Here is a 20,102-nt window from a genome sequence, read left to right on the forward strand (position 1 = left end):
CTCCTCGTTCATCGACTCACCCGGCTCACCCGACCCATCCCCTGGAGGCCCCCCATGGCCGTGCCCAAGCGGAAGATGTCCCGCAGCAACACCCGTCACCGCCGCGCACAGTGGAAGGCCACGACGCCTCAGCTCGTGCCCGTCACCATCGACGGTGTCCCCCATCTCGTGCCGCAGAGGCTGGCCAAGGCGTACGAGCGCGGGCTGCTGCGCCCCGAAGGCTGAGTGCCGTGCCGTACGACCGACCTGATCGTCTCCCCGTCACCGTCCTGTCCGGCTTCCTCGGCGCCGGCAAGACGACTCTGCTCAACCACGTCCTCGGCAACCGTGAGGGCCTGCGGGTCGCCGTCATCGTCAACGACATGAGCGAGGTCAACATCGACGCCGCCCTGGTGCGCGGCGGTGAGGCCGCCCTGTCGCGCACCGAGGAGCGGTTGGTCGAGATGACCAACGGCTGCATCTGCTGCACCCTGCGCGACGACCTGTTGGAGGAGGTCGACCGGCTGGCCCGCGAGGGCCGCTTCGACTACTTGCTCATCGAGTCGTCGGGCATCTCCGAGCCCATGCCGGTGGCCGCCACCTTCGCCTTCGCTCGCGACGACGGGGCGACGCTGGACGCCCTCGCCCGGCTGGACACCATGGTCACGGTGGTGGACGCCGCGAACTTCCTCGCCGAGTTGGACAGCGGGGACGAACTCGTCGAGCGCGGCCTGGACCAGTACGAGGACGACGAACGCACCGTCAGCGACCTGCTGATGGACCAGATCGAGTTCGCCGACGTGATCGTGCTCAACAAGCTGGACCTCGTGGGCACCAAGGCCGCCGACGCGCTTCGTGCGACGCTCAGCCGCCTCAATCCGGCCGCCCGGATCGTCCCGGCCGTCCACGGCCGGGTGCAGGTGGACGCCGTGCTCGGTACCCGGTTGTTCGACCTGGAGCGGGCCCAGCAGGCGCCCGGCTGGGTCAGGGAACTCAACGGCGACCATGTGCCCGAGACGGAGGAGTACGGGATCTCCTCCGCCGTGTTCCGCTCCGCGGTGCCCTTCCACCCGGGCCGGTTGTGGGCGTTCGTGACCGAGGAACTCGACAGCGGAGCCTACGGGAGGGTCCTGCGCTCCAAGGGCTTCTTCACCCTCGCCAGCCGACCGCACGTGACCGGCCTGTGGTCGCAGGCCGGCTCCGTGGCCCGCTTCGAGCCCTCCGCCGCCCGTGACCCGGGCAGTTCCCATGCTCAGGAGCTGGTCTTCATCGGCACGGGCCTGTGCGCGGACGCGCTCCGAGCCGCGCTGACCGACTGCCTCATGGCGGGCGGCGAGGTCCTGCCGCCCGTCGACCCGTTCCCCGCCTGGGACACTTACGGCATCGACGACGCCTGCGAACACGAGCATCCGACACTCGTAGCGGGGCCCTGAAAGCTCCGGGCCGGGCGGTGGTCGCAGCCACGGCACCGCCCGGCCCGGGTACGTACCCCGACCCGGCCAGGACCTCTCGCGCTGCTCAGCAGTTTTCCCTGCCCGGATGCTCTTCATCACCCGCGATCGATGTCGCCGAGCAGAGGATCCGGGATCGACGTCCAACCGAGTGGTCCCAGCGACAGTTCCTGGTCGGTGAGCAAAGCCTTGTCGAGCGCGGAGCGAACCGCCTCCTGGTCCAGCCCCACTCCGGTCAGCGTGATCTCGCTGCGGCGTTCGCCGTAGTAGTCGTGCCAGTACCACGAGGCCAGCATCCGCCGCTGCGGGGAGGCGGCCGCCCAGCAGCGCGGGTCCTCGTCCAGCCATCGGTCCGCCTCGCGCAGTTCCAGATATGCGCCTGCCGACCGCCAGGCCACGACCACGTCAGGCCGGCTGCACAGCCACAGATGCCCGCGCCCGCGCACGACACCGGACATGACGACGGCGAGCGCCTCGGCCAACCGCTCGGGATGCAGCGGACGGCGGGCGCGCCAGCACAGGGTGCGCACCTCACCACTGCCGCCTCTGCGTGCACGCGGTGGCCCCACCGGCTCCAGCCGGGACCGCCACCCCTCGTCGGCGCCCGGCGGGAGGCGGCGGACGAGCGACGCAGGAAGCTCCCCCTCCGCACCGTCCGTCCCGGCAGAGGTCAGCAGCAGGGAGCTGTAGTTGAGTTGACCGATGAGTTCCACATCGCCGGGCTCGAAGGCCCGGCCCGCCGGCCGCGGCACGACCAGGATGTCGGCCGCCTCCACCTGGCGGGCGGCGGCTTCGGCGCGCGTCACCGACTCACCGCGGTCGCCCCCGCTCCACAGGAGTTGCGTCCGGTGGACGCACCCGATGTCCGCCAGGAACGCCTCCGTGTCGACGGCGACCACGAGCGGGGCCGCGTCGTAGTGGTCGCCCAGGGATCCGCTGCTCACCCGGGGGCGCCACAGTTCCACCATGAGGGACAGGACGTCGACGTCGCCCGGGACCGCCAGGACGACGTGGCTCGCGTCCGCGGAACGCCGCAGCGACAGCAGATCCTGGCGCAGGATGACGACCGGGTCCCCCGTCGCGCCCGGCAACGCCGTGCCCGCAAGCGCTGTGCCGCTGCCGGAGAGGAAGCGCTGGACCGTGGGGTACCCCTCGCCCTGCGCCTGGATCGACACCGCCAGAACCACGGCACGTGGAGAGAGCTTCAGTAACCGGTCGACCACAGCGCCGCGAACACAGGGCGTGTTGCCGGTCACGGCGCTCAGCAGACTTCTGCTCACGCCGCCCCCTCAGTTCAGGTGCGCGACGCGCTGAGGGGCGGGCGCCGCCCGCAGCCTGTCGGGCAGAGTGCCGTCGTCCGGCATCCCAGCCCGCAGCCACGCTCCGACCGCTTCGGCATCGGCCGTGGTGACGAGCGGGCCGAGACACACGAGGGCTCCGGCGGGCCTGCGATCGGCCGTGCACGGCTGTACCGCGGCATGCACGCCGCGTCCGCCCGGGCAGTGGACGATGTTCCGCAGGCATCCTGCGGAGATCATGACCCCGTGGCGGCTGTCCCGAACCGCCCGGCGCAACTCATCCATCACTTGCTCGGTCGCGGCCTCACACGAGGCGCAGACGACAAGGGTGAAGGGACGGCCACGGTGGCCGTGTGCGGCGTCACTCATGTGTGCACTCCTGCCGGGTCTCACGGTCGACGGCTTGCATGGCTGCCGTACCTCGCGCATCCGCACGGACAACGGCCACGAGCGCGCCCGTTGCTTCGGGTTGCTCGTTCTTCCTCGGGCGAGGGGCACGGCCCGGGCATGAGCCCTGCCCCCCGCCTTGACACCCCTCCGTCAGCGCGGAAGGGCTGCCGTCACCAGGACGACTTCGTCACTCCGGGCAGGAAGCCCGCGTGTGCCTGCTCCCTCACCCGGACACGGGAGAGCCCGAACTTGCGCAGGTGGCCCCGTGGACGGCCGTCGACGCTGTCGCGGTTGCGGACCCGGGTGGGGCTGGCGTCGCGAGGCTGGCGGCGCAGTTCGGCGACGGCCGCGCCGCGCTCGGCCTCCGTCGAGGACGGACGCCGGATGATCTCCTTCAACTCGGCGCGCCGGGCGGCGTACCGCTCGACGACGGCCTTGCGCTTCTCGTTCTTCGCGATCTTGCTCCGCTTGGCCATCAGACCTTCCCTCCTCGGGCGCGGATGCGCGCGACAGCCGCTTCCACGCCGATGGTGTCGACCGTTTTGATCGCGCGGGCGCTCAGCGTCAGCCGGACGTACCGCGACTCGCTGGGCAGCCAGTACCGCTTGTGCTGGATGTTCGGGTTGAAACGGCGGGACGTGCGCCGGTGCGAGTGGGAGATGGTGTTGCCGAATCCCGGCTGTGCGCCGGTCAGTTGGCAGTGGGCGGACACAGGATGACCTGCCTCTCACTGAAGAAACGGGTTGTCGATAATGACAATCGTTCCCATATAGTAGCGGTCATGGCTCGCAACGAACTCCGCCCGGTCATCAAGCTCCGCTCCACCGCGGGGACCGGCTACACGTACGTGACCCGCAAGAACCGCCGCAACGACCCCGACCGCCTGGTCCTGCGCAAGTACGACCCGGTCGCCGGCCGGCACGTCGACTTCCGCGAAGAACGCTGACCCGATCACCCCTCGCTCGAAGGAGCACGCCATGAAGCCCGGCATCCACCCCGCCTACGGTCCCGTCGTCTTCCGCGACAGGGCCGCCGACTTCGCCTTCCTGACCCGTTCGACCATGACCAGCGACAAGCGCGTCGAGTGGGAGGACGGCAACACCTACCCCGTCGTGGACGTCGAGATCTCCTCGGCGAGCCACCCCTTCTACACCGGCACCGCGCGGGTCCTCGACACCGCGGGCCGCGTGGAGCGCTTCGAGCGCCGCTACGGCCGTTCCGGAGGCCGCTGATGAGCGGAGAGGACCGACTGCCTGTCGTCATCGTCGGCGGGCTGCACGCCGACGCCCGCACCCAGGTCGTCGACCGCCTGCTGAAGGCGGTGCCGGGGAGCATCGCCCTGCATCACGACCTGTCCACTGCGGGCGAGGGAACCGTACGACGTCTTCTGCGCGACGCGTCGGGCGTGCTCGCTTCGGGGCAGGCCCCGTTGGTCAACGACTGCGCCTGCTGCGCACTGCGCGAGGACCTCGTACCGGAGCTGGAGCGGCTGGCCGGCCACGGTCTGACGCGGCTGGCGATCGTGGAGCTGTGGGACTCGGTCGAGCCCAAGGCCATGGCGGAGGTCGTCGCCGCGCACAGTGGTGAGGAGTTGACGCTCACCAACGTGATCACTGCCGTCGACCCGGCTCTGGTCCTGCCGTACCTCTCCAACGGCGACGACCTCGCCGAGGCGGGACTCGCCGCAGCGGCGACGGACCAGCGCACCGTCGGCGACACCTGGGCCCGGCAACTGGAGTACGCGCCCGTCCTCGCTCTCGTCGACAGCGAGAACGCGGACGAGCAGGACCACGCCCTGCTGAGGCAGCTGCACCCCACCGCCCGCCGTGTCGACGCGGCCTCGGGTGAGCTCGCGCACCTGGCGTTCGCCGGATTCGACGTGGAGGCGGCGGCCACGGCCCAGCACCCGGCCTGCGCCCTCCTGCCGCACGACGCCGACGAAGCGGGCGTCACGACACTGGTGTGGCACAGCAGCACCCGCCCCTTCCACCCCGAACGTCTCTACGACGCACTGGAAGACCTCTGCTGTGCGGCGGCGCGCAGCAGAGGGCGGTTCTGGCTCGCCGACCGACCCGACACGCTGCTCGCCTGGGACGCGGCCGGTGGCGCCCTGTGCGTGGAGAGCGCCGGGCCGTGGCTCGCCTCCCTGCCCGACGCGGCTTGGGACCTGGTCCCCCCGGTACGGCGGGCGGCCGCCGCTCTGGACTGGCATCCCGAGCACGGCGACCGCTGCCAGCATCTGGTCTTCACTTCCCCAGGTCTCGACCGCTCCGGCGTCGAGCAGCTGCTCGACTCCTGCCTGCTCACCGACGCCGAGTACGCGGCCGGGCCGGAGGGGTGGCAGCGCCTGCCCGCGGCGTTCGACGCCCTGCTCGACGCCGCCTGACCCGCCGACGCGTGCAACTGCCAACCCCATCACTGAGATTCGAGGAATCCGCATGACGCGACGCATCAACGCCCGCAAGCCGGTGAAGTCCCGCACCAACCCCCTGGTAGCGGCCGGCATCACCTACATCGACTACAAGGACACCACTCTGCTGCGCAAGTTCCTCTCCGACCGGGGCAAGATTCGCAGCCGGCGCGTCACCCATGTCACGGCCCAGCAGCAGCGCCAGATCGCCGCGGCCATCAAGAACGCCCGCGAGATGGCCCTGCTGCCCTACTCCAGCAAGCGGGACTGACACCTCGCGAAGCCTGCCGGGCAGGCGCGCCTCGGCTCCACAGGGCCGTCTCCCAGCGAGGCGACATCGACACCCACCCGGCCGGATCCGCTGCGGCCGGCCGCCGCACCAGCGCGCCGGACCGGTTCGTCTTGTGCGGGTGGAACGCCCGGCCGGTCAGGTGGGAACTGCGGTAGACGATGTGGAAGCGGTCGGTGTTCTCGGCGACCCCTCCGGCGTCTCGGGGCCGGGCCGGCCTGCCTTGCCGACGCGCCCGCATCGGCAAGGCAGGTGCTCTGGACGCCCACGGTCAGCCCGGCGACGCCGAGGCTTGCCGTCCATGACGGCAAGGCCCCGCCGAACTCGACGCGCTCGGCATGCGCTGGAATTGACCATTGTGAGGGCCTGCGGTCGGGTATGCCGGGCGCCGTGCCGTGCACCTTGGGTGAATTCGATCGTTCCGGTGCCTTTCCCTGGAATCCTTTCCCCAATGGCGTCTCATCGCCGGGCAACTGCTTGGCCATGCTCTGGCAAAACTTCGGCCGGTTGTCCTCAACTTGCCTGGTGGGGCGTGGTGTTGAGGCGGTTCCCCTACCGAGCGGTTGTGATCAAGTCGTGACTGATGAAGATGTCCAGTGCCTCCTTCTTTAGCTGATCTTCGCGCTATATCGACCTCGCTAGCTTTTCCCGCTCAACGTCTTTCTCTCGTTCGACGAAAGGCTGGAAAAGTCCGAATGAATCGCTACCAGCCGCCCTCGCCCTGGGCGAGACGGCGGCTTTGGCGCGACAGACGCATGCGCTACGTGGCCGGCAGTCTGGCACTCGCCCTGTCCCTGACCGCTCTGGACGGCGCCGCCGCGTCGGCGCAGGCCCCGACCGGGTCGAGCTCCGCGATACACGGCCCCGCACAGGCCTCCGACGAGGCGTCAGCGCTGCTCATGGCGCGCCTGCAGAAGCGCAACATCGAGGTGCTGTCGGCCCGCACGGAGCAGTCCACCACCTGGGCCCTGCCGTCAGGCGCTCTGCAGACGTCGGTCTATGCGGGACCGATACGCACCCGCAAGGACGGTGCCTGGCAGGACATCGACACCTCGCTGCGGGACACCGGCCCCTCGGTGGAGCCGAGAGCGGCGGCAGCGGACGTGCGGCTGTCCGACGGCGGCGACGACCAGCTGGCCTCCGTGACCAAGGGCAGGACGAAGTTCGGTCTGGGCTGGCAGAGCAAGCTCCCGGCACCCCGGCTCAAGGGCTCCACCGCCTCCTACGACCTGGGGCGCGGCCAGACGCTCGAGGTCACCGCTCTGGAGCAGGGCTTCTCGGAGAACGTCGTCCTGGCCCAGGCACCGGATACCCCGGTGTCGTACCGCATCCCGCTGCACCTGGACGGCCTGAGGGTGTCCAAGGCGCCGTCGGGGCATCTGCTGCTGAAGGACGACGCCGGTCGGCTGGTCGCCGAGGCCCCTGCGCCTCGGATGTGGGACTCCTCCAGGGACTCCCGCTCCGGTGAGTCGAAGAACGTGGCCCCGGTCGGCACGAAGATCGAGACGGCCGCCGACGGATCGCAGACCCTGGTCCTCTCCCCGGACGCGCACTACCTCGCCCGCAAGGACCTGAAGTACCCCGTCACGGTGGACCCGACGTCGACGCTCGCCGTCACCACCGACACGTGGGTGCAGACGCCGGACTACCCGGACTCCCAGGTCTCCTCGCCCGAGCTGAAGTCGGGGACGTACGACACGGGTGCGGACAAGGCGCGCTCCTACCTGAAGTTCGACGTGTCGGCGTTCAAGGGCAAGCACATCCTGGACACGAACCTCGCCCTGTACTCGTACTACTCCTCGACGTGCGCCACGACGGGTGCCGGTACCGAGGTGCGGCGGGTGACCGCCGACTGGAGCTCCTCCGCCATCACCTGGAGCGCCCAGCCCGCGACCACGGCCACAGGCGCGGTGGTCAACAAGGCTGCCCTGGGCTACAGCTCCAGCTGCCCTGGCGGCACGATGAACTTCGACATCGACGCCATCGTGCAGGCCTGGGCGAACGGCTCGGCCAACTACGGCCTGCGGATCGCCGGTGCCGACGAGACCGACCCGACGACCTGGCGGCGTTTCCGTTCGGCCAACTACATCAGCGGTGACAACTCCGTCGAGCCGCACCTGACGGTGACGTACAACTCGTACCCGGCCGTCCCGGCCAGTGCGGCCATCTCGCCGAGCGCCGCGAACGCCTACAACGGCAAGCGCTACGTCACGTCCCTGACGCCGGTCCTGTCGGCGAAGACGAGCGACGCCGACGGCAGCACGGTCAAGGCCCAGTTCGAGGTGACCCCCGACCCCGCGTACAACGACACCACCTACGCGTACACGGCCACCACTTCGTCCGTGGCCTCGGGTGGCACCGCGCAACTCACCATTCCCTCGGCCAACGCCTTCCCGGCCGGTGCGCACCTGCGCTTCCGGGTGCGCGGCTACGACGGCACGGACTACGGCTCCTGGACGGGCTACACCACCTTCGTCCTCAACACCGCCAAGCCGGTGGCGCCGACGGTCTCCTGCACGCCGTACGCCAGGGACACGTGGACCGCGAAGGCGGCCGGCGGGGCCCAGTGCACCCTGGACACGTCCTCCACCGACGGGCAGGGCTACTACTGGGGCCTGGACGACCCGAACGCCCCCAACCGGGTCGACGACACCACGGACGGCAGCGGCGGCGACCCGCTGACCGTGACCGTGCAGCCGGGCGACGGCTGGCACAGCCTGTACGCCAAGACGATCGACTCCGGCGGCAACCTGTCCACGACGACGACCGAGTACCGGTTCGGCGTGGGCGCCGACGGGGCGGCGATGGTCTCGCCGCGTGACGGCGACCGACCGGCTCGCCGGGTCGCGCTCACCTCGACGGGCCGCACCAGCTACACCGGTGTGACGTACCAGTACCGCCGTGGCGAGACGGACACGTGGCAGAACGTGCCGCTCGCCGACGTGAGCGTCAACTCCAACGGTGCCGCGATCAGTTCGTGGCCGCTGGCCGCGCCGAACGGCGCTCCTGCCGCGCTGACGTGGAACATCACCACCTCCATCGCGCAGGACGGCCCGATCGACATCCGTGCCGCGTTCACCGACGGCACGGCCACGGGCTACAGCCAGCCCGTCACGGTCACCGTGGACCGTGAGGCGGGCGACGCGCCCACCCAGGAGGTCGGTCCCGGCGAGGTGAACCTGCTGACCGGTGACTTCTCGCTGACGGACAACGACGCCGGCGGCTTCGGCCTGACGGCCTCGCGCAGCACCTCGTCCCGCCGGGCGACGACCGACGACGGCATCGAGGGGCAGGCCGCGATCTACGGCCCGGACTGGATCTCCGGCATCACGGCCGACGGCAGCGGGTCGGACTGGACCAGCATCAGCAAGACCTCCGCGACCTCCGTGGAGCTGGTCGACGCGCAGGGCCGCGGGATCGGTTTCACGGCGACGAACGCCGGTGGCTGGAAGCCGGAGCCCGGTTCGGAGTCGCTGACCCTGACCGGTTCGCTGACCGGCTCGTTCACTCTGAAGGACACCGCCGGCACCACCACGTCGTTCGCCAAGGTCGACCCCGCCGCGACGACATGGCAGGCGACCACGTCGTACCGGCCGACCTCCAACTCGACGACCATGGTCGTCTCGGAGAAGGTCGTCTCCGGCACGCAGACCCTCGCCCGGCCGAAGTACGTGATCGCGCCCACCTCGGCGGTGTCCGCCGACACCTGCGCCACGACGCCCGCCACCAAGGGCTGCCGGATGCTGGAGTACGTCTACGCGTCGACGACGACGGCCACGTCCTCGGCGTTCGGTGACTTCGCCGGCCAGGTGAAGGAGATCAGACTGCGCTCCACCGCGCCCGGCGCGTCCTCGTCGACGGCCGTCGCGGTGCAGACCTTCGCCTACGACACGGCCGGGCACCTGCGCGAGGCGTGGAACCCGCAGATCACGCCGGCGCTGAAGACCGCCTACGAGTACGACGGCGCGGGCCGGGTCACCAAGCTGACGCCGCCCGGTGATCTGCCGTGGACCTTCTCCTACGGCAAGGCCGGCAACGCAGCGACCGCCGGTGACGGCATGCTGCTCAAGACGTCCCGTCCGGCCCTGCACCAGGGCAGCGCCGACGTCACCGAGGGCACCGCGGACACCAACGTCGTCTACGACGTCCCGCTGACCGGCACCACGGCGCCGTACGCCATGGGCGCCACCGATGTGCAGGCCTGGGGGCAGACGGACGTTCCGACGGACGCCACGGCCATCTTCCCGGCCGATGTCACGGCCGCGTCCAATGACGGCCGGACCCTGTCCGCCGGCGACTACAAGCGCGCCACCATCTCCTACATCGATGCCTCCGGGCGCGGGGTCAACACGGCCGATCCGGGCGGTCACATCGACGTCACGGAGTACAACGCGCTCGGCAACCAGGTGCGTGAGCTCACCGCGAGCGATCGCCGGCTCGCGCTGGCCACCTCCGGTGACGACCTGAACCGGCTCACTTTGCTGGGGATCAGCGATGCCTCCCCGGCCGAGCGCGCGCAGCAGCTGTCCACCTCGTACGTGTACAGCGGCGACGGCCGTCTGCAGCTGGAGGAGTTCGGGCCGCTGCATCTGACCACCCTCACCTCGGCCCTCAAGGCGGGCACGGGCGGCACCGACCTGCCGGCCGGGACCGAGGTCGCCGCACGCACGCACACCGTCACCGCCTACGACGCGGGGCGCCCCACCGACGGATCTGCCAACGCCTCCGACCTGCCCACCCAGGTGAGCGTGGGCGCGCATGTCGACGGCTACCCGTCGGACGCCGACGTCCGGGTCGACAAGACCACGTACGACTGGGCCACCGGTCTTGAGACCTCCACCGTCAAGGACGCGGGCGGTCTGAACCTCACCCGGACCACCTCCTACGACGCCCAGGGCCGGGTGATCAAGGCGACCCTGCCGAAGTCGAACGGTTCGGACGCCGGGGCGACGGTGACGACCTACTGGTCGGCCACCGGCACGGGTGCCTGCCAGGGCCGCCCGGAGTGGGCCGACCTGCAGTGCTCCACCGCTCCCGCCGCCGCCATCACCGGAGGCGGCTCCAACCCGACCCAGGCGCCCACCCGGACCGTCGAGTACGACTGGTGGGGCAACCCGGCGAAGGTGACCGAGTCCGCCAACGGCGTCACCCGCACCACCACCCTGACCGCCGACAGCGCCGGCCGCACGGTCAAGGCGTCGCTCACCGGCGGCGTGGGAACCGCGGTGCCGGACACCACCAACACGTTCGACCCGGCGACGGGGCGCACCACCACGGTGACGTCCAACGGCAAGACCATCACGACGGCCTACGACAAGCTCGGCCGGGTCATCTCCTACAACGACGGCGCCGGCAACACCCGCACCGCCGAGTACGACGTCCTGGGCCGCCCGCTGAAGGTCAGCGACTCGTCCCCGTCGACGACGACCTACGCCTACGACACGACGAAGGAACCCCGCGGGCTTCCCACGTCGCTGACCGACTCCGTGGCGGGCACCTTCACCGCCGCCTACGGCCCGGACGGGCAGCTCACGACCGAGACCCTGCCCGGCGGCTACACGCTGAACCTCGGCTTCAACGAGATCGGCGAGAACACCTCCCGGATCTACACCCGTGACACCGACAGCGCCATCGTGCTGGCGGACACCGCGGACTACTCCGCGCACGGGCAGATCGTCCACCACAACGGCACGGCAGGAGACACCACCGAGCAGGACTACCTCTACGACAACGCCGGACGGCTCACCCGCACGGACGACACCGCCGCCGACCAGACCTGCACGCGCCGCGTCTACGCGCTGGACGGCAACACCAACCGCACCGGTCTGACCACCAGCGTCAGCGCACCCGGAGACGGCTGCACCGACACCGGCGCCACCACGGTGACCAGCGCCTACGACAGCGCCGACCGGCTCATCGGGACGGGCGTTGCCTACGACGCCTTCGGCCGGACCACCACCCAGGCCAACGGCACCACCATCGAGTACTACGCGCACGACCTGGTGCGCCGGCAGACTGCCGGCACCCAGCGTCAGACGTGGGACCTCGACGCGGCCGGACGCCTGGCCTCGTGGACCACGGAAACGCAGAACGCCGACGGTACGTGGAGCCAGACGGGCCAGAAGACGAACCACTACGGCTCGGCCGACGACAGCCCGGACTGGGTGACGGAGAACTCCTCCGGGCTCATCACCCGCAACGTCCACGGCCTGACCGGCAAACTGGAGGCGGTCACCGGCGCCTCGGGAGGCGTCGTCCTCCAACTGGCGGGCCTGCACGGCGACATCGGTCTGACGCTCCCGCTCGACACCACCCAGGCGCCGACGGTGCTGCGCCAGGACGAGTACGGCAACGCCGTCGCCGGCACCGCCTCCGCCCGCTACGGATGGCTCGGCAGCGAGGCGCGTTCCGCCGAGACACCGACCGGTGCCGTGCTGATGGGCGTTCGCCTGTACGACCCCACGCAGGGACGCTTCCTGTCGATGGACCCGGTCCCGGGTGGCAGCGACAACGCCTACGAGTACGCCGGCGCCGACCCGGTCAACCAGGTCGACCTCGACGGCAAGTGGCACCGCTGGCGCACCAAGCACTACTTCTTCGGCAAGGTGGTCGGCCACTCGTGGCGCTACTGGGACTACTGGGGCTGGGACGCGGGCCTGCACATCGGCTCCTCGGTCCGCGTCTACTTCAACTGGTGGGCGACGAAGAAGATGGCCAACGAGGGCCCGTACGCCCTCACGGCCTACGGCTTCATCGCCGCCATCATCGCGTGCATCAACGTGTACGCGGGCGCCGTGGCCGCCATTCTCGGTCTGTACGCCGCGCTGATCGTGTGGGCGGCGTACCGGGCCAAGGAACGGGGCAAGTGCCTGAAGCTGTTCAGCACACAGAAGTGGGTCGGCACCTATCCCGTGGGTTACGTGTCCTACGCGTACGTCCGCTGCTGACCGACTGACACCACCGCGAAGCGGTGAGCCCGTCCGGTGGCCGCTCCCGGCCACCGGACGGGCACTCCCCACCCCCCTCCCCCTACACCCCTCAAGGACCCACGATGAAGCGAGGACCCGCTTTCGGCGCCGCCTCCCTCGTCCTGTTCGTCTTCGGATCCGTGTTCGCGATCCTCTATGTCGCTGACCTCACGACGGGCGGCGACGGCCCCAGGGCCTTCATCGAGTCCGCCTGCGCGCTGCTGGCGGGATCCTGGCTCGCCGGGCTGCTGCACACGCGTCAGGCCGCCGGGCGGCGCCGCTGATCCGACGCGGCGGTCACGGCCTTACCCTCCGACCGGGAAAGAACATGCGCAAAATCGCCCTGCCTCTGCTCGCCTGCGCGCTGGCCCTCGTCGGCTGCAGCGCCAACAAGACCTCGCCCACCGGGGGCGACAGTCACCGTCCCCTGCCGGCTCCGACCGTGTCCGTGGCGCGTCGGCCGGTACCGCCCGTGGTGCACACCGACGCCGTGCTGCCCGAGGTGAGCGGTGACTTCGGGAAGAAGCCGGTCATCACCCTCCCCGAGGCGGGCCCGACGGGGAAGTTCGTGGTGACTCCCGCCCTCAGGGGTCGCGGCCGTGTGGTCGCCGACCACGACATCGCCGTCGTCCACTACGCGGCTCGCGCGTGGAAGACCGGCAAGGAACTGCCCTCCACCTTCGCCGGGGGTGGCAAGCCCGCTCACCCCGTGCTCTTCACGGTGGGTACCGGTTCGGTGCTGCCCGCGCTGGACCTGGCCGTGCGCGGGCAGAGCGTCGGCAGCCGCGTCCTGGTGGTGGCGCCGCCCTCGGCCGCCTACGGCACTTCGGGCAATCCCGCCCTCGGGGTGTCACCGACCGAGACGGTGGTCTTCGCGGTGGACATCGTCGACGCCGTGGCGGCCAAGGCCACCGTCCACGGCCGGCAGCACGGCGACGGCGCGGGCCTGCCGAGCGTCCGCGCCGGCGCCTCCGCCCTCTCGATCGGCGTGCCCGACACGGCACCGCCGGCGGGCCTGGTCGTACGCCGGATCGTCGACGGCACCGGGCCACGGGTCCGCGCGGGCGGCACGGTGGTGCTCCGGCGAGCCGGTGCGGTCTGGAACAGCAACCGGGGAACGAACGACGCGCCTTTGTTCGACGCCTCCTGGACGACCGGCCCCACCCCGGTGGTCGTGGGCCGGCACAACCTCATCGAGGGCCTCGACCGGGCGCTCGTGGGGGCGAGTGTGGGCAGCAGGCTGCTGGTCGTCGTGCCTCCGGCGCTTGGCTACGGCTCCCAGGCGCAGCAGGGGATCCCGGCCCGGTCCAGCCTGGTCTTCGTCGTCGACGTCCTCGCCGCGAGCTGACCGGCGGCGGGCCGTCGTGGGTGCTCTTTGCGGCCGAGCTGGTCCGGGCCGACGAGGACACCGTCCGTGACGCCGGCAACGGCGGCCTCAGGTGATCCGCCGGTTCTCGAGGCCGCCCGTCAGCGGACATGTGCGGCGATGGCCCGCGCGCACTCCATCGACTCGGTGTGCGTGGTGTCCACCTCCAGGTCGTAGACCACGCCCCGGTGGACCAGGTCCGCCTGGGACGCGGCCATCCCGATGACCCGGTCGCCCCGTGCGACCTCACGGCCTGCGGCGACCGCACTGTCGCATCGGACGCCGACCCACAGCACCCGCAGGTCGCCCAAGGTCTGCTGCCATCGCCGCTGCGAGTCCGCTCCGCCGAGGAAGACCTCGTCGACGATGACGCGGGCGCCCGCACGGGCCATCGCGGTGATCCCCTCGATCCATGCCGCTTCCAGCGTCCGGAACTCGGGCCCGACGATCACCTCTCCGTCGGCAGCGAACTCGATCCCGGCATCCGACGCCCGCATGGACGCGGGCATCGCGTCCACCAGCGTGTCGGTCCCGAGAGCCAGCCACGGATCCGGCAGGAGGGCCTGCAGACAGCGGGCGATACCGGACTTGCCCGAGCTGGAACCACCGTTGAGAACAATCACCGCAGTCGTCACCGCGCCACAGTAGAGACACCGCAGCAACCCTCGAAACTCATTTCCCACAACGGCTGGGCCGGGCCGAGGACTTCTGGCCGGCTGCCGGTGCCCTCGACCCGGCCCGTCCGTTCGCTTCCGTCAGGGGGTCAGCAGGGGAAGGTGCCGCTGTAGAGGGCGTGTCCGTAGGAGGAGCTTCCGGAGCCGAAGCCGTAGACGCCGTCATCGCTCCAGACCGCTTCGCGCAGTCCGTTGACGCAGGTCGACGCGGGCGCGATCGCGAAGCCCTCCAGGTTGTCGATCGGCATGACGGCCGCGTTCGTGTAGGTCACGTCCGGCACGATGGTGCCGGCGGCGTCGATCTTCATGAAGGTGTGCGTTTCCCCGCAGGTGTTGTCGCAGGTCGCCACGATGCGCTGGGTTCCGGCGTCGAACGTCACGTCCATCACGGACGACTTGCCGGTCGGGATGGTGCCGAACGTGGTGAACGTACCGTCGGAGTTCAGGCCGTAGGCGTGCAGCGACCCGTCCCACTCCAGGGCGGCGAAGTACAGGCCCGACCCGTGCAGCGGGTAGTTCGCGGGGTTGTAGGCGGCCCCGGTGAGCGGGTCGACCCAGCCGTTCGCGGTCAGCCAGCTGTCGGGGACGTAGCCGACGCCCTCGAAGCCCAGGTTGGCGTCGTCCTTGCTGCCCGTGTCCAGCTGAGGGAACTGCGACGTCATGTCCCACTGGTGGAGGGGCGTCAGCGTCGATCCGGTGGCGGCCGGGTCGAACTCCATGATCGTGTTCTTGGGGACCGTGTTGTTGGCGTTGTCACGCTCGGACGTCACATAGATGTGGCCGTTGCCGCCGACCGTCACGCCCTCGGAGTCCGGCTGGCCCGTGCCGCCCGCGAAGCGGATCTGCTTGCCGCCGGCGCTCCACGAGGGGTCCGGTGTCCACTTGCCGTTGCTCTTGACCAGCTTGTACAGCCAGTTCTTGTTCTTGGCGGCCCACAGCACCGACGGGTTCGCCGGGTCGAACGCCAGCCCGCTCACGTCGCGGCCTTCCGGGCCGGTGGATGTGGTGAACGCGCAGACGTTGTCGGAGATCGTGACGTCGAGCCCGCCCGGCCATGCCAGGGTGCCCGCAGGGGTGGAACCGGTGCCGGAGGGCGCCTCGGTGGTGCAGCCGCTGGTGAGTGAGCCGCCGCCGCCCAGCAGATGACCGGTCTGGCCGCCACCGCCACCGCCACCGTTCCCGCTGCCGGAGCAGGAGTTGGCGCTGCCCGGTGTGGCAGTCGCGGACGTCCGGAACCATCCGGTGCCGTTGGTGCAGCGCTCGTCCGACGGCTTGGCGCCACCGGCGGCCCAGGTCACCGAGTCGACCGTGCTGCCGTTGCCGTCGAGGAGGAACAGCGAGTCGTTGTCGCCCAGCCCGAGAGTGGAGTTGAACGTGACGTAGCCGCCCGCGGGGATGCTGGTCGCGCTCGGCGTGGAGGACGAGACCGAGACCGGGGAGTGGCCGGTGTCACTGTCGACGTACTTCCACGATCCGATACTGACCGCGCTCGTTCCGCTGTTGTACAGCTCCACGGTGTCGGCGCCGTCCGAGGTGACCTCGTTGATCCGCACCCGGCTTGCCGCAGGGGCGGAGGTCGGGCAGCCCGAGGTGTTCGGCGCGCCGAACGTGGTCGCCGCAGTCGCGGTCACCCACGCTCCCGTGCCATCGCTCTCGCAGCGCGCCATCGCCGGCTTCGCCTTGCCGGTGGCCCACTCGACACGGTCGACCACCGTGCCGTCGGCCGTGTAGATCACCAGCTTGTCGGACTCACCGAGTCCTTTGGGTGAGTCGAAGGTGACGTAACCGCCGGCGGCGATCGTGCTCGAGGACGGGGAGAACGACTGCGGCGAGAAGCTGTCGTCGGACATCTTCCAACCGCTGAGACTCACCGCGGTCGAACCGGTGTTGTACAGCTCCACCGTGTCGTTGTTCGAGGAGGTGACCTCGTTGATGCGGACATTCTGATAGCCGGCCGGGTCAGCGGCTGCCGCGGGCTGGGCGACAACCAGCCCGGTGGCGACCAGACCTGAGAACGTCAAAGCCGCGGCGCATACCGAGGCGACGCCGACGCGCGAGTGTGAAGTAGGCACGAGGCGGAACTGTGCAGAACCGACCTGGAGACAGCGTGTACTGCGGCTGAATGCCGGCTGCTGCCTACCGGAACGGCAGGCGCGCGCATCGCGGCGGCAGTCTCAGCATCACAACCGCCAGGTGCCCGGCCCCCTCAGTGTGCGGCGTCCAGTTTCGCCCGTTGGTCCTGGGTGAGGTCGAGGTCCGCCGCCGCCAGGCTTTCCTCCAGCTGAGCCACCGAGGACGCGCCCACCAGGGGGATGACGGGAATGTCGCCGCCGATCAGCCAGGCGAGGACGACCTGGTTCTGCGTCGCCCCCGTCTCCGCGGCGACCTCGGCCAGGGCGGCGAGGCGGGTGGCCGTCCCCGCGTTCTGGTATCCGGGGTCGAGGGGCTTGTCCGTCCGGCCGTAACTGCCGTTCAGGAGCGGGGAGTACGCGACGAGGGAGAGGGACGGGTCCTCACGGAGGTAGCTGAGGTGGTCGCCGGAGGTGACGCCCAGGTCGCCGTCGGGAGAGCGGAGCGTGGGCTCGTCGGTGCGGTGGCGGAGGTAGCTGTGGTGGTACTGCAGAACCTCGTAGCCGGGCAGACCCGCGGCTGCCGCGAGGGCGCGGGCCCGTTCCAGGCGCCAGACACGGTGGTTGCTCGCGCCGAGGAGGCCCACCGTGCCGTCGGCGACGACTGCGGCGAAGCCGTCCACCGTCTCCTGGAGAGGGACGCGGGGATCCTCGATGTGCGCGTACAGGAGATCGAGCTTGTCCACGCCGAGGTAGTCGCGGCTGCGTTCGGCCGACTCCCGGATCGTCTTCGCGGTGAGGCTCTCGACGTCCTTGGTGAAGGTCGAGGTGGGGTGGTTGGGGCGGCCGCCGAGCTTGGTGGCGATCGTGATCTCGTCGCCGACGCCCCGGCTGCGCCGCCAGCGCCCCAGGAGCTGTTCGCTCTCTCCGCCCTGGGTGCCGTTGACCCAGAACGCGTAGTTGTTCGCGGTGTCGATGAAGGTGCCGCCGGCTTCGACGTACCGGTCGAGGATCGCGTACGAGGTCGCCTCGTCGGTGGTGGTTCCGAACCGCATGGCGCCCAGGCTCAGGACGCTGACCTTGCGGCGGGTGTCAGGATTCCGGCCGATGGTGCGGTAGCGCATACGGGTGCCTTCCGAAGGGGGTGGCTGGGGCTTCGGCGGCGAGTCTGCCTGTTGGAGTGCTCTCCAGGTCAAGGGGCGGCGAGGGCCGGGGGCGGGGCGGGCACCTCCACGTCATCGAGGGCCCGGTCGTCGCCGGGCCGCGCAGGCCGTCGCCGAGGCCTTGGGACGCACCTTGCCCGAGCCGCTTCGGGTTCAGCCGGGCCTGATCACGTGCATAATGGCGGTGCCGAGCGGCCCCTGTCCCCCCGTCAGCGGGCCGCTCGGCATCAGCCGACCTGATCACCGGCCTCGTCTCCGACCGGATCGTCCGCCAGGACCACGGCCGCCACGAGCCGCTTGCCCACCGGTTCGCGGTGCATCTCGACATCGCGGCAGACCGCCGTCACGATCTCCAGGCCGTGCCGGCCGACCCGGCCCGGGTCGGCAGCCTGGGCCACGGGCAGGCTCGGCTCGCTGTCCCACACCGTCACCTCCACCGCACCCTGACGGAGCTCGAGGGTGACAAGGCAGGGCCCGGGAGCATATTTGCGGGCGTTGGTCACCAGCTCGCTCACCACCAGCTGCACCATGCCCTTGGCGTTGTCGGACACCGGCACCCCGTGCACCCTGTGCACGTCTGCCAGGAACGATCGGGCCAAGGCCCGGGCCGCGGCGATGTCCTCACTGCCCTCGAAGGCCGCGGACACCATGAGCAGGCGATCCGTGGACACCCCACGGCCGCCGTTGTGGACAGGCACTTCCATGCCGGCCGCCTCACTTCCGAAGCGTCGACTACTGCTCCGCCACCCCTACCCCGAAGACACCAGGCCTCACATACATGAAATGATTTTCCGGCATTTGCTCCATGGCAACTATTCGTGGAAGGCAACCAGCACGGGGCGGGAGCTGCCCGACGCGCGTCGCCGGCCGGCGCCCTCGTCGCCCGCCTCAGCGCGGGCTGGGCGTCGGCCGTTGCCTCGACCGCGGAATAGTTCGCCGGGTCGGTGGGAGGAGCGGTGGGATGGGCTGGTGACGTGCGTTCCGAGCGGGGCAGGTGTGGTGCGCCGAGCCTGTGCGGTTGCGTACACCGACCGGCCCCGCCATGACCACAGAGCCAGGGGAGAGGAACAGCACCCGTGCATGACTGGCAACTGTCCGAGACGTACCGCAGCACCTCGGGGGATGTCCGCTGGGGCACTCTCGGAGATCCCGGCCGGGATCCGGTCGTACTCCTTCACGGCACGCCCTTCTCCTCGTACGTCTGGCGTGCCGTCGCTCGTGCGCTCGCCCGCCGCCACCAGGTGTTCGTGTGGGACATGCCCGGTTACGGCGCGTCGGAGAAATCCGCCGGTCAGGATGTGTCGCTGGCAGCCCAGAGCCGGATCTTCACCGGACTGCTGGCGCACTGGGGCCTCGAAGAACCGTCGGTGGTGGCCCACGATTTCGGTGGTGCCGTCTCCTTGCGGGCACATCTGCTGCACGGAGCTCGCTACCGTGCGCTCGCCCTGGTCGACCCGGTCGCACTGGCCCCGTGGGGTTCGCCGTTCTTCCGGCTCGTGGGCGAGCACTCCCACGTGTTCGAGCAGCTGCCGCCCGCACTGCACCAGGCCCTGGTACGCGAGTACGTGAGCTCGGCCAGCAGCCCGGGCCTGCATCCCGCCGTCCTCGGCCGGCTCATGGAGCCCTGGGCCGGAGACCTCGGCCAAGCGGCCTTCTACCGCCAGATCGCCCAGGCCGACCAGCTCTACACGGACGAGGTGCAGGACCGGTACGGGGAGATCGATTTCCCGACGCTGGTGTGCTGGGGCGAGGACGACACCTGGATCCCCGTGGCGAAGGGAAGGGAACTCGCCGCCCGTATCCCAGGTGCGCGGCTCGAAACGATCGCCGGGGCCGGACACCTCGTCCAAGAAGACGCACCCGCCGAGCTCACAGCTGCACTGCTCGCCTTTCTCCGGCAATCAAGGCCCTGAGAGCCTCTCGATCGGTCGGCCCTGTCGCAGCAGTCGTGCATCAGCTGTGGAACGACCTTGTCGGCCCGGACGCCACCCGGAGCACCCGCAGCGCCCGGACAAGGCGGTGGTCGTGTCGCACAGGTCCGAGCG

At 70.4% G+C, this 20,102-nt stretch carries 18 protein-coding genes and 1 pseudogene; 10 read left to right on the forward strand and 9 right to left on the reverse strand.

Annotated features, from left to right (window positions below; genetic code table 11):
- Positions 1-54 precede the first annotated feature (54 nt).
- Together rpmF and AB0E88_RS04490 are read left to right on the forward strand one after the other, a co-directional pair.
- Positions 55-225 carry a 50S ribosomal protein L32 gene (gene rpmF / locus AB0E88_RS04485; RefSeq protein WP_361623621.1) on the forward strand — a complete coding sequence of 57 codons (171 nt, stop codon included), beginning with the start codon at positions 55-57 and terminating at the stop codon, positions 223-225.
- A gap of 5 nt (positions 226-230) precedes the next feature.
- The gene (locus tag AB0E88_RS04490; RefSeq protein WP_361623624.1) at positions 231-1,412 is read left to right on the forward strand and encodes a GTP-binding protein; all 1,182 of its coding nucleotides are present in this window, start codon (positions 231-233) and stop codon (positions 1,410-1,412) included.
- Positions 1,413-1,528: 116 nt separating this feature from the next.
- Here AB0E88_RS04490 and AB0E88_RS04495 read toward each other — a convergent pair whose 3' ends face one another.
- The 4 genes from AB0E88_RS04495 to rpmB all read right to left on the reverse strand — a co-directional run bounded on the left by AB0E88_RS04495 (position 1,529) and on the right by rpmB (position 3,830).
- Positions 1,529-2,710, reverse strand: a complete 1,182-nt coding sequence (locus tag AB0E88_RS04495) for a GTP-binding protein (RefSeq protein WP_361623627.1) — start codon at positions 2,708-2,710, stop codon at positions 1,529-1,531.
- Between the two features lie 9 nt (positions 2,711-2,719).
- On the reverse strand, positions 2,720-3,097 hold the full coding sequence (locus AB0E88_RS04500) for a hypothetical protein (protein WP_361623630.1): 378 nt from the start codon (positions 3,095-3,097) through the stop codon (positions 2,720-2,722).
- 191 nt (positions 3,098-3,288) lie between these two features.
- Complete coding sequence (gene rpsN / locus AB0E88_RS04505) at positions 3,289-3,594, reverse strand: 30S ribosomal protein S14 (RefSeq protein ID WP_361623633.1); 306 nt, start codon at positions 3,592-3,594, stop codon at positions 3,289-3,291.
- On the reverse strand, positions 3,594-3,830 hold the full coding sequence (rpmB, locus tag AB0E88_RS04510) for a 50S ribosomal protein L28 (RefSeq protein WP_361623636.1): 237 nt from the start codon (positions 3,828-3,830) through the stop codon (positions 3,594-3,596). The genes rpsN and rpmB overlap by 1 nt, the downstream gene beginning before the upstream one ends.
- Positions 3,831-3,899: 69 nt before the next feature.
- Between rpmB and rpmG the strand changes: the two genes are divergently transcribed.
- From rpmG to rpsR, 4 genes are read left to right on the forward strand one after another with little or no spacing between them, the layout of a single operon-like run.
- Positions 3,900-4,064, forward strand: a complete 165-nt coding sequence (gene rpmG, locus AB0E88_RS04515; RefSeq protein ID WP_030801977.1) for a 50S ribosomal protein L33 — start codon at positions 3,900-3,902, stop codon at positions 4,062-4,064.
- Between the two features lie 31 nt (positions 4,065-4,095).
- Positions 4,096-4,350 carry a type B 50S ribosomal protein L31 gene (locus AB0E88_RS04520; RefSeq protein WP_361623639.1) on the forward strand — a complete coding sequence of 85 codons (255 nt, stop codon included), beginning with the start codon at positions 4,096-4,098 and terminating at the stop codon, positions 4,348-4,350.
- Positions 4,350-5,504 carry a GTP-binding protein gene (locus tag AB0E88_RS04525; protein ID WP_361623641.1) on the forward strand — a complete coding sequence of 385 codons (1,155 nt, stop codon included), beginning with the start codon at positions 4,350-4,352 and terminating at the stop codon, positions 5,502-5,504. The genes AB0E88_RS04520 and AB0E88_RS04525 overlap by 1 nt, the downstream gene beginning before the upstream one ends.
- A gap of 52 nt (positions 5,505-5,556) precedes the next feature.
- Entirely contained in the window at positions 5,557-5,799 is a 243-nt protein-coding gene (gene rpsR / locus AB0E88_RS04530) for a 30S ribosomal protein S18 (RefSeq protein WP_361623643.1), read from the forward strand.
- A gap of 50 nt (positions 5,800-5,849) precedes the next feature.
- Here rpsR and AB0E88_RS04535 read toward each other — a convergent pair.
- Positions 5,850-6,058, reverse strand: a pseudogene (locus AB0E88_RS04535) (hypothetical protein); the annotation flags it as partial.
- A 523-nt stretch (positions 6,059-6,581) separates the two neighbouring features.
- On the opposite strand from AB0E88_RS04535, the gene AB0E88_RS04540 reads away from it, so the two are divergent.
- The 3 genes from AB0E88_RS04540 (at position 6,582) to AB0E88_RS04550 (ending at position 14,133) form a co-directional block, all read left to right on the forward strand.
- A complete protein-coding gene (locus tag AB0E88_RS04540; RefSeq protein WP_361623646.1) occupies positions 6,582-12,764 on the forward strand; it encodes a DNRLRE domain-containing protein in 6,183 nt (2,060 codons plus the stop codon).
- Positions 12,765-12,868: 104 nt separating this feature from the next.
- A complete protein-coding gene (locus AB0E88_RS04545; protein WP_361623649.1) occupies positions 12,869-13,069 on the forward strand; it encodes a hypothetical protein in 201 nt (66 codons plus the stop codon).
- Positions 13,070-13,113: 44 nt separating this feature from the next.
- On the forward strand, positions 13,114-14,133 hold the full coding sequence (locus tag AB0E88_RS04550) for an FKBP-type peptidyl-prolyl cis-trans isomerase (protein WP_361623652.1): 1,020 nt from the start codon (positions 13,114-13,116) through the stop codon (positions 14,131-14,133).
- A 119-nt stretch (positions 14,134-14,252) separates the two neighbouring features.
- Here AB0E88_RS04550 and cpt read toward each other — a convergent pair whose 3' ends face one another.
- The 4 genes from cpt to AB0E88_RS04570 form a co-directional block, all read right to left on the reverse strand.
- A complete protein-coding gene (cpt, locus tag AB0E88_RS04555; RefSeq protein WP_361623655.1) occupies positions 14,253-14,786 on the reverse strand; it encodes a chloramphenicol phosphotransferase CPT in 534 nt (177 codons plus the stop codon).
- Between the two features lie 128 nt (positions 14,787-14,914).
- On the reverse strand, positions 14,915-16,846 hold the full coding sequence (locus AB0E88_RS04560) for a lamin tail domain-containing protein (protein ID WP_361623657.1): 1,932 nt from the start codon (positions 16,844-16,846) through the stop codon (positions 14,915-14,917).
- A gap of 185 nt (positions 16,847-17,031) precedes the next feature.
- The gene (locus tag AB0E88_RS04565) at positions 17,032-18,018 is read right to left on the reverse strand and encodes an aldo/keto reductase (protein ID WP_361623660.1); all 987 of its coding nucleotides are present in this window, start codon (positions 18,016-18,018) and stop codon (positions 17,032-17,034) included.
- Positions 18,019-18,284: 266 nt separating this feature from the next.
- Complete coding sequence (locus AB0E88_RS04570) at positions 18,285-18,761, reverse strand: ATP-binding protein (RefSeq protein WP_361623663.1); 477 nt, start codon at positions 18,759-18,761, stop codon at positions 18,285-18,287.
- A gap of 372 nt (positions 18,762-19,133) precedes the next feature.
- Between AB0E88_RS04570 and AB0E88_RS04575 the strand changes: the two genes are divergently transcribed.
- The gene (locus AB0E88_RS04575) at positions 19,134-19,970 is read left to right on the forward strand and encodes an alpha/beta hydrolase (protein WP_361623666.1); all 837 of its coding nucleotides are present in this window, start codon (positions 19,134-19,136) and stop codon (positions 19,968-19,970) included.
- The last annotated feature ends 132 nt before the right edge of the window (positions 19,971-20,102 follow it).

Source organism: Streptomyces sp. NPDC028635 (genome assembly GCF_040637635.1).
In the GTDB taxonomy this organism is placed as follows: domain Bacteria; phylum Actinomycetota; class Actinomycetes; order Streptomycetales; family Streptomycetaceae; genus Streptomyces.

Excerpts from the sequence above, each read along its gene's own strand:
- rpmF (WP_361623621.1), top strand. The coding sequence starts at position 55 with ATGGCCGTGCCCAAGCGGAAGATGTCCCGCAGCAACACCCGTCACCGC.
- rpsR (WP_361623643.1), top strand. The coding sequence starts at position 5,557 with ATGACGCGACGCATCAACGCCCGCAAGCCGGTGAAGTCCCGCACCAAC.
- AB0E88_RS04570 (WP_361623663.1), bottom strand. The coding sequence starts at position 18,761 with ATGGAAGTGCCTGTCCACAACGGCGGCCGTGGGGTGTCCACGGATCGC.
- AB0E88_RS04525 (WP_361623641.1), top strand. The coding sequence starts at position 4,350 with ATGAGCGGAGAGGACCGACTGCCTGTCGTCATCGTCGGCGGGCTGCAC.
- rpsN (WP_361623633.1), bottom strand. The coding sequence starts at position 3,594 with ATGGCCAAGCGGAGCAAGATCGCGAAGAACGAGAAGCGCAAGGCCGTC.
- AB0E88_RS04550 (WP_361623652.1), top strand. The coding sequence starts at position 13,114 with ATGCGCAAAATCGCCCTGCCTCTGCTCGCCTGCGCGCTGGCCCTCGTC.
- AB0E88_RS04520 (WP_361623639.1), top strand. The coding sequence starts at position 4,096 with ATGAAGCCCGGCATCCACCCCGCCTACGGTCCCGTCGTCTTCCGCGAC.
- rpmG (WP_030801977.1), top strand. The coding sequence starts at position 3,900 with ATGGCTCGCAACGAACTCCGCCCGGTCATCAAGCTCCGCTCCACCGCG.
- AB0E88_RS04500 (WP_361623630.1), bottom strand. The coding sequence starts at position 3,097 with ATGAGTGACGCCGCACACGGCCACCGTGGCCGTCCCTTCACCCTTGTC.
- AB0E88_RS04545 (WP_361623649.1), top strand. The coding sequence starts at position 12,869 with ATGAAGCGAGGACCCGCTTTCGGCGCCGCCTCCCTCGTCCTGTTCGTC.
- AB0E88_RS04565 (WP_361623660.1), bottom strand. The coding sequence starts at position 18,018 with ATGCGCTACCGCACCATCGGCCGGAATCCTGACACCCGCCGCAAGGTC.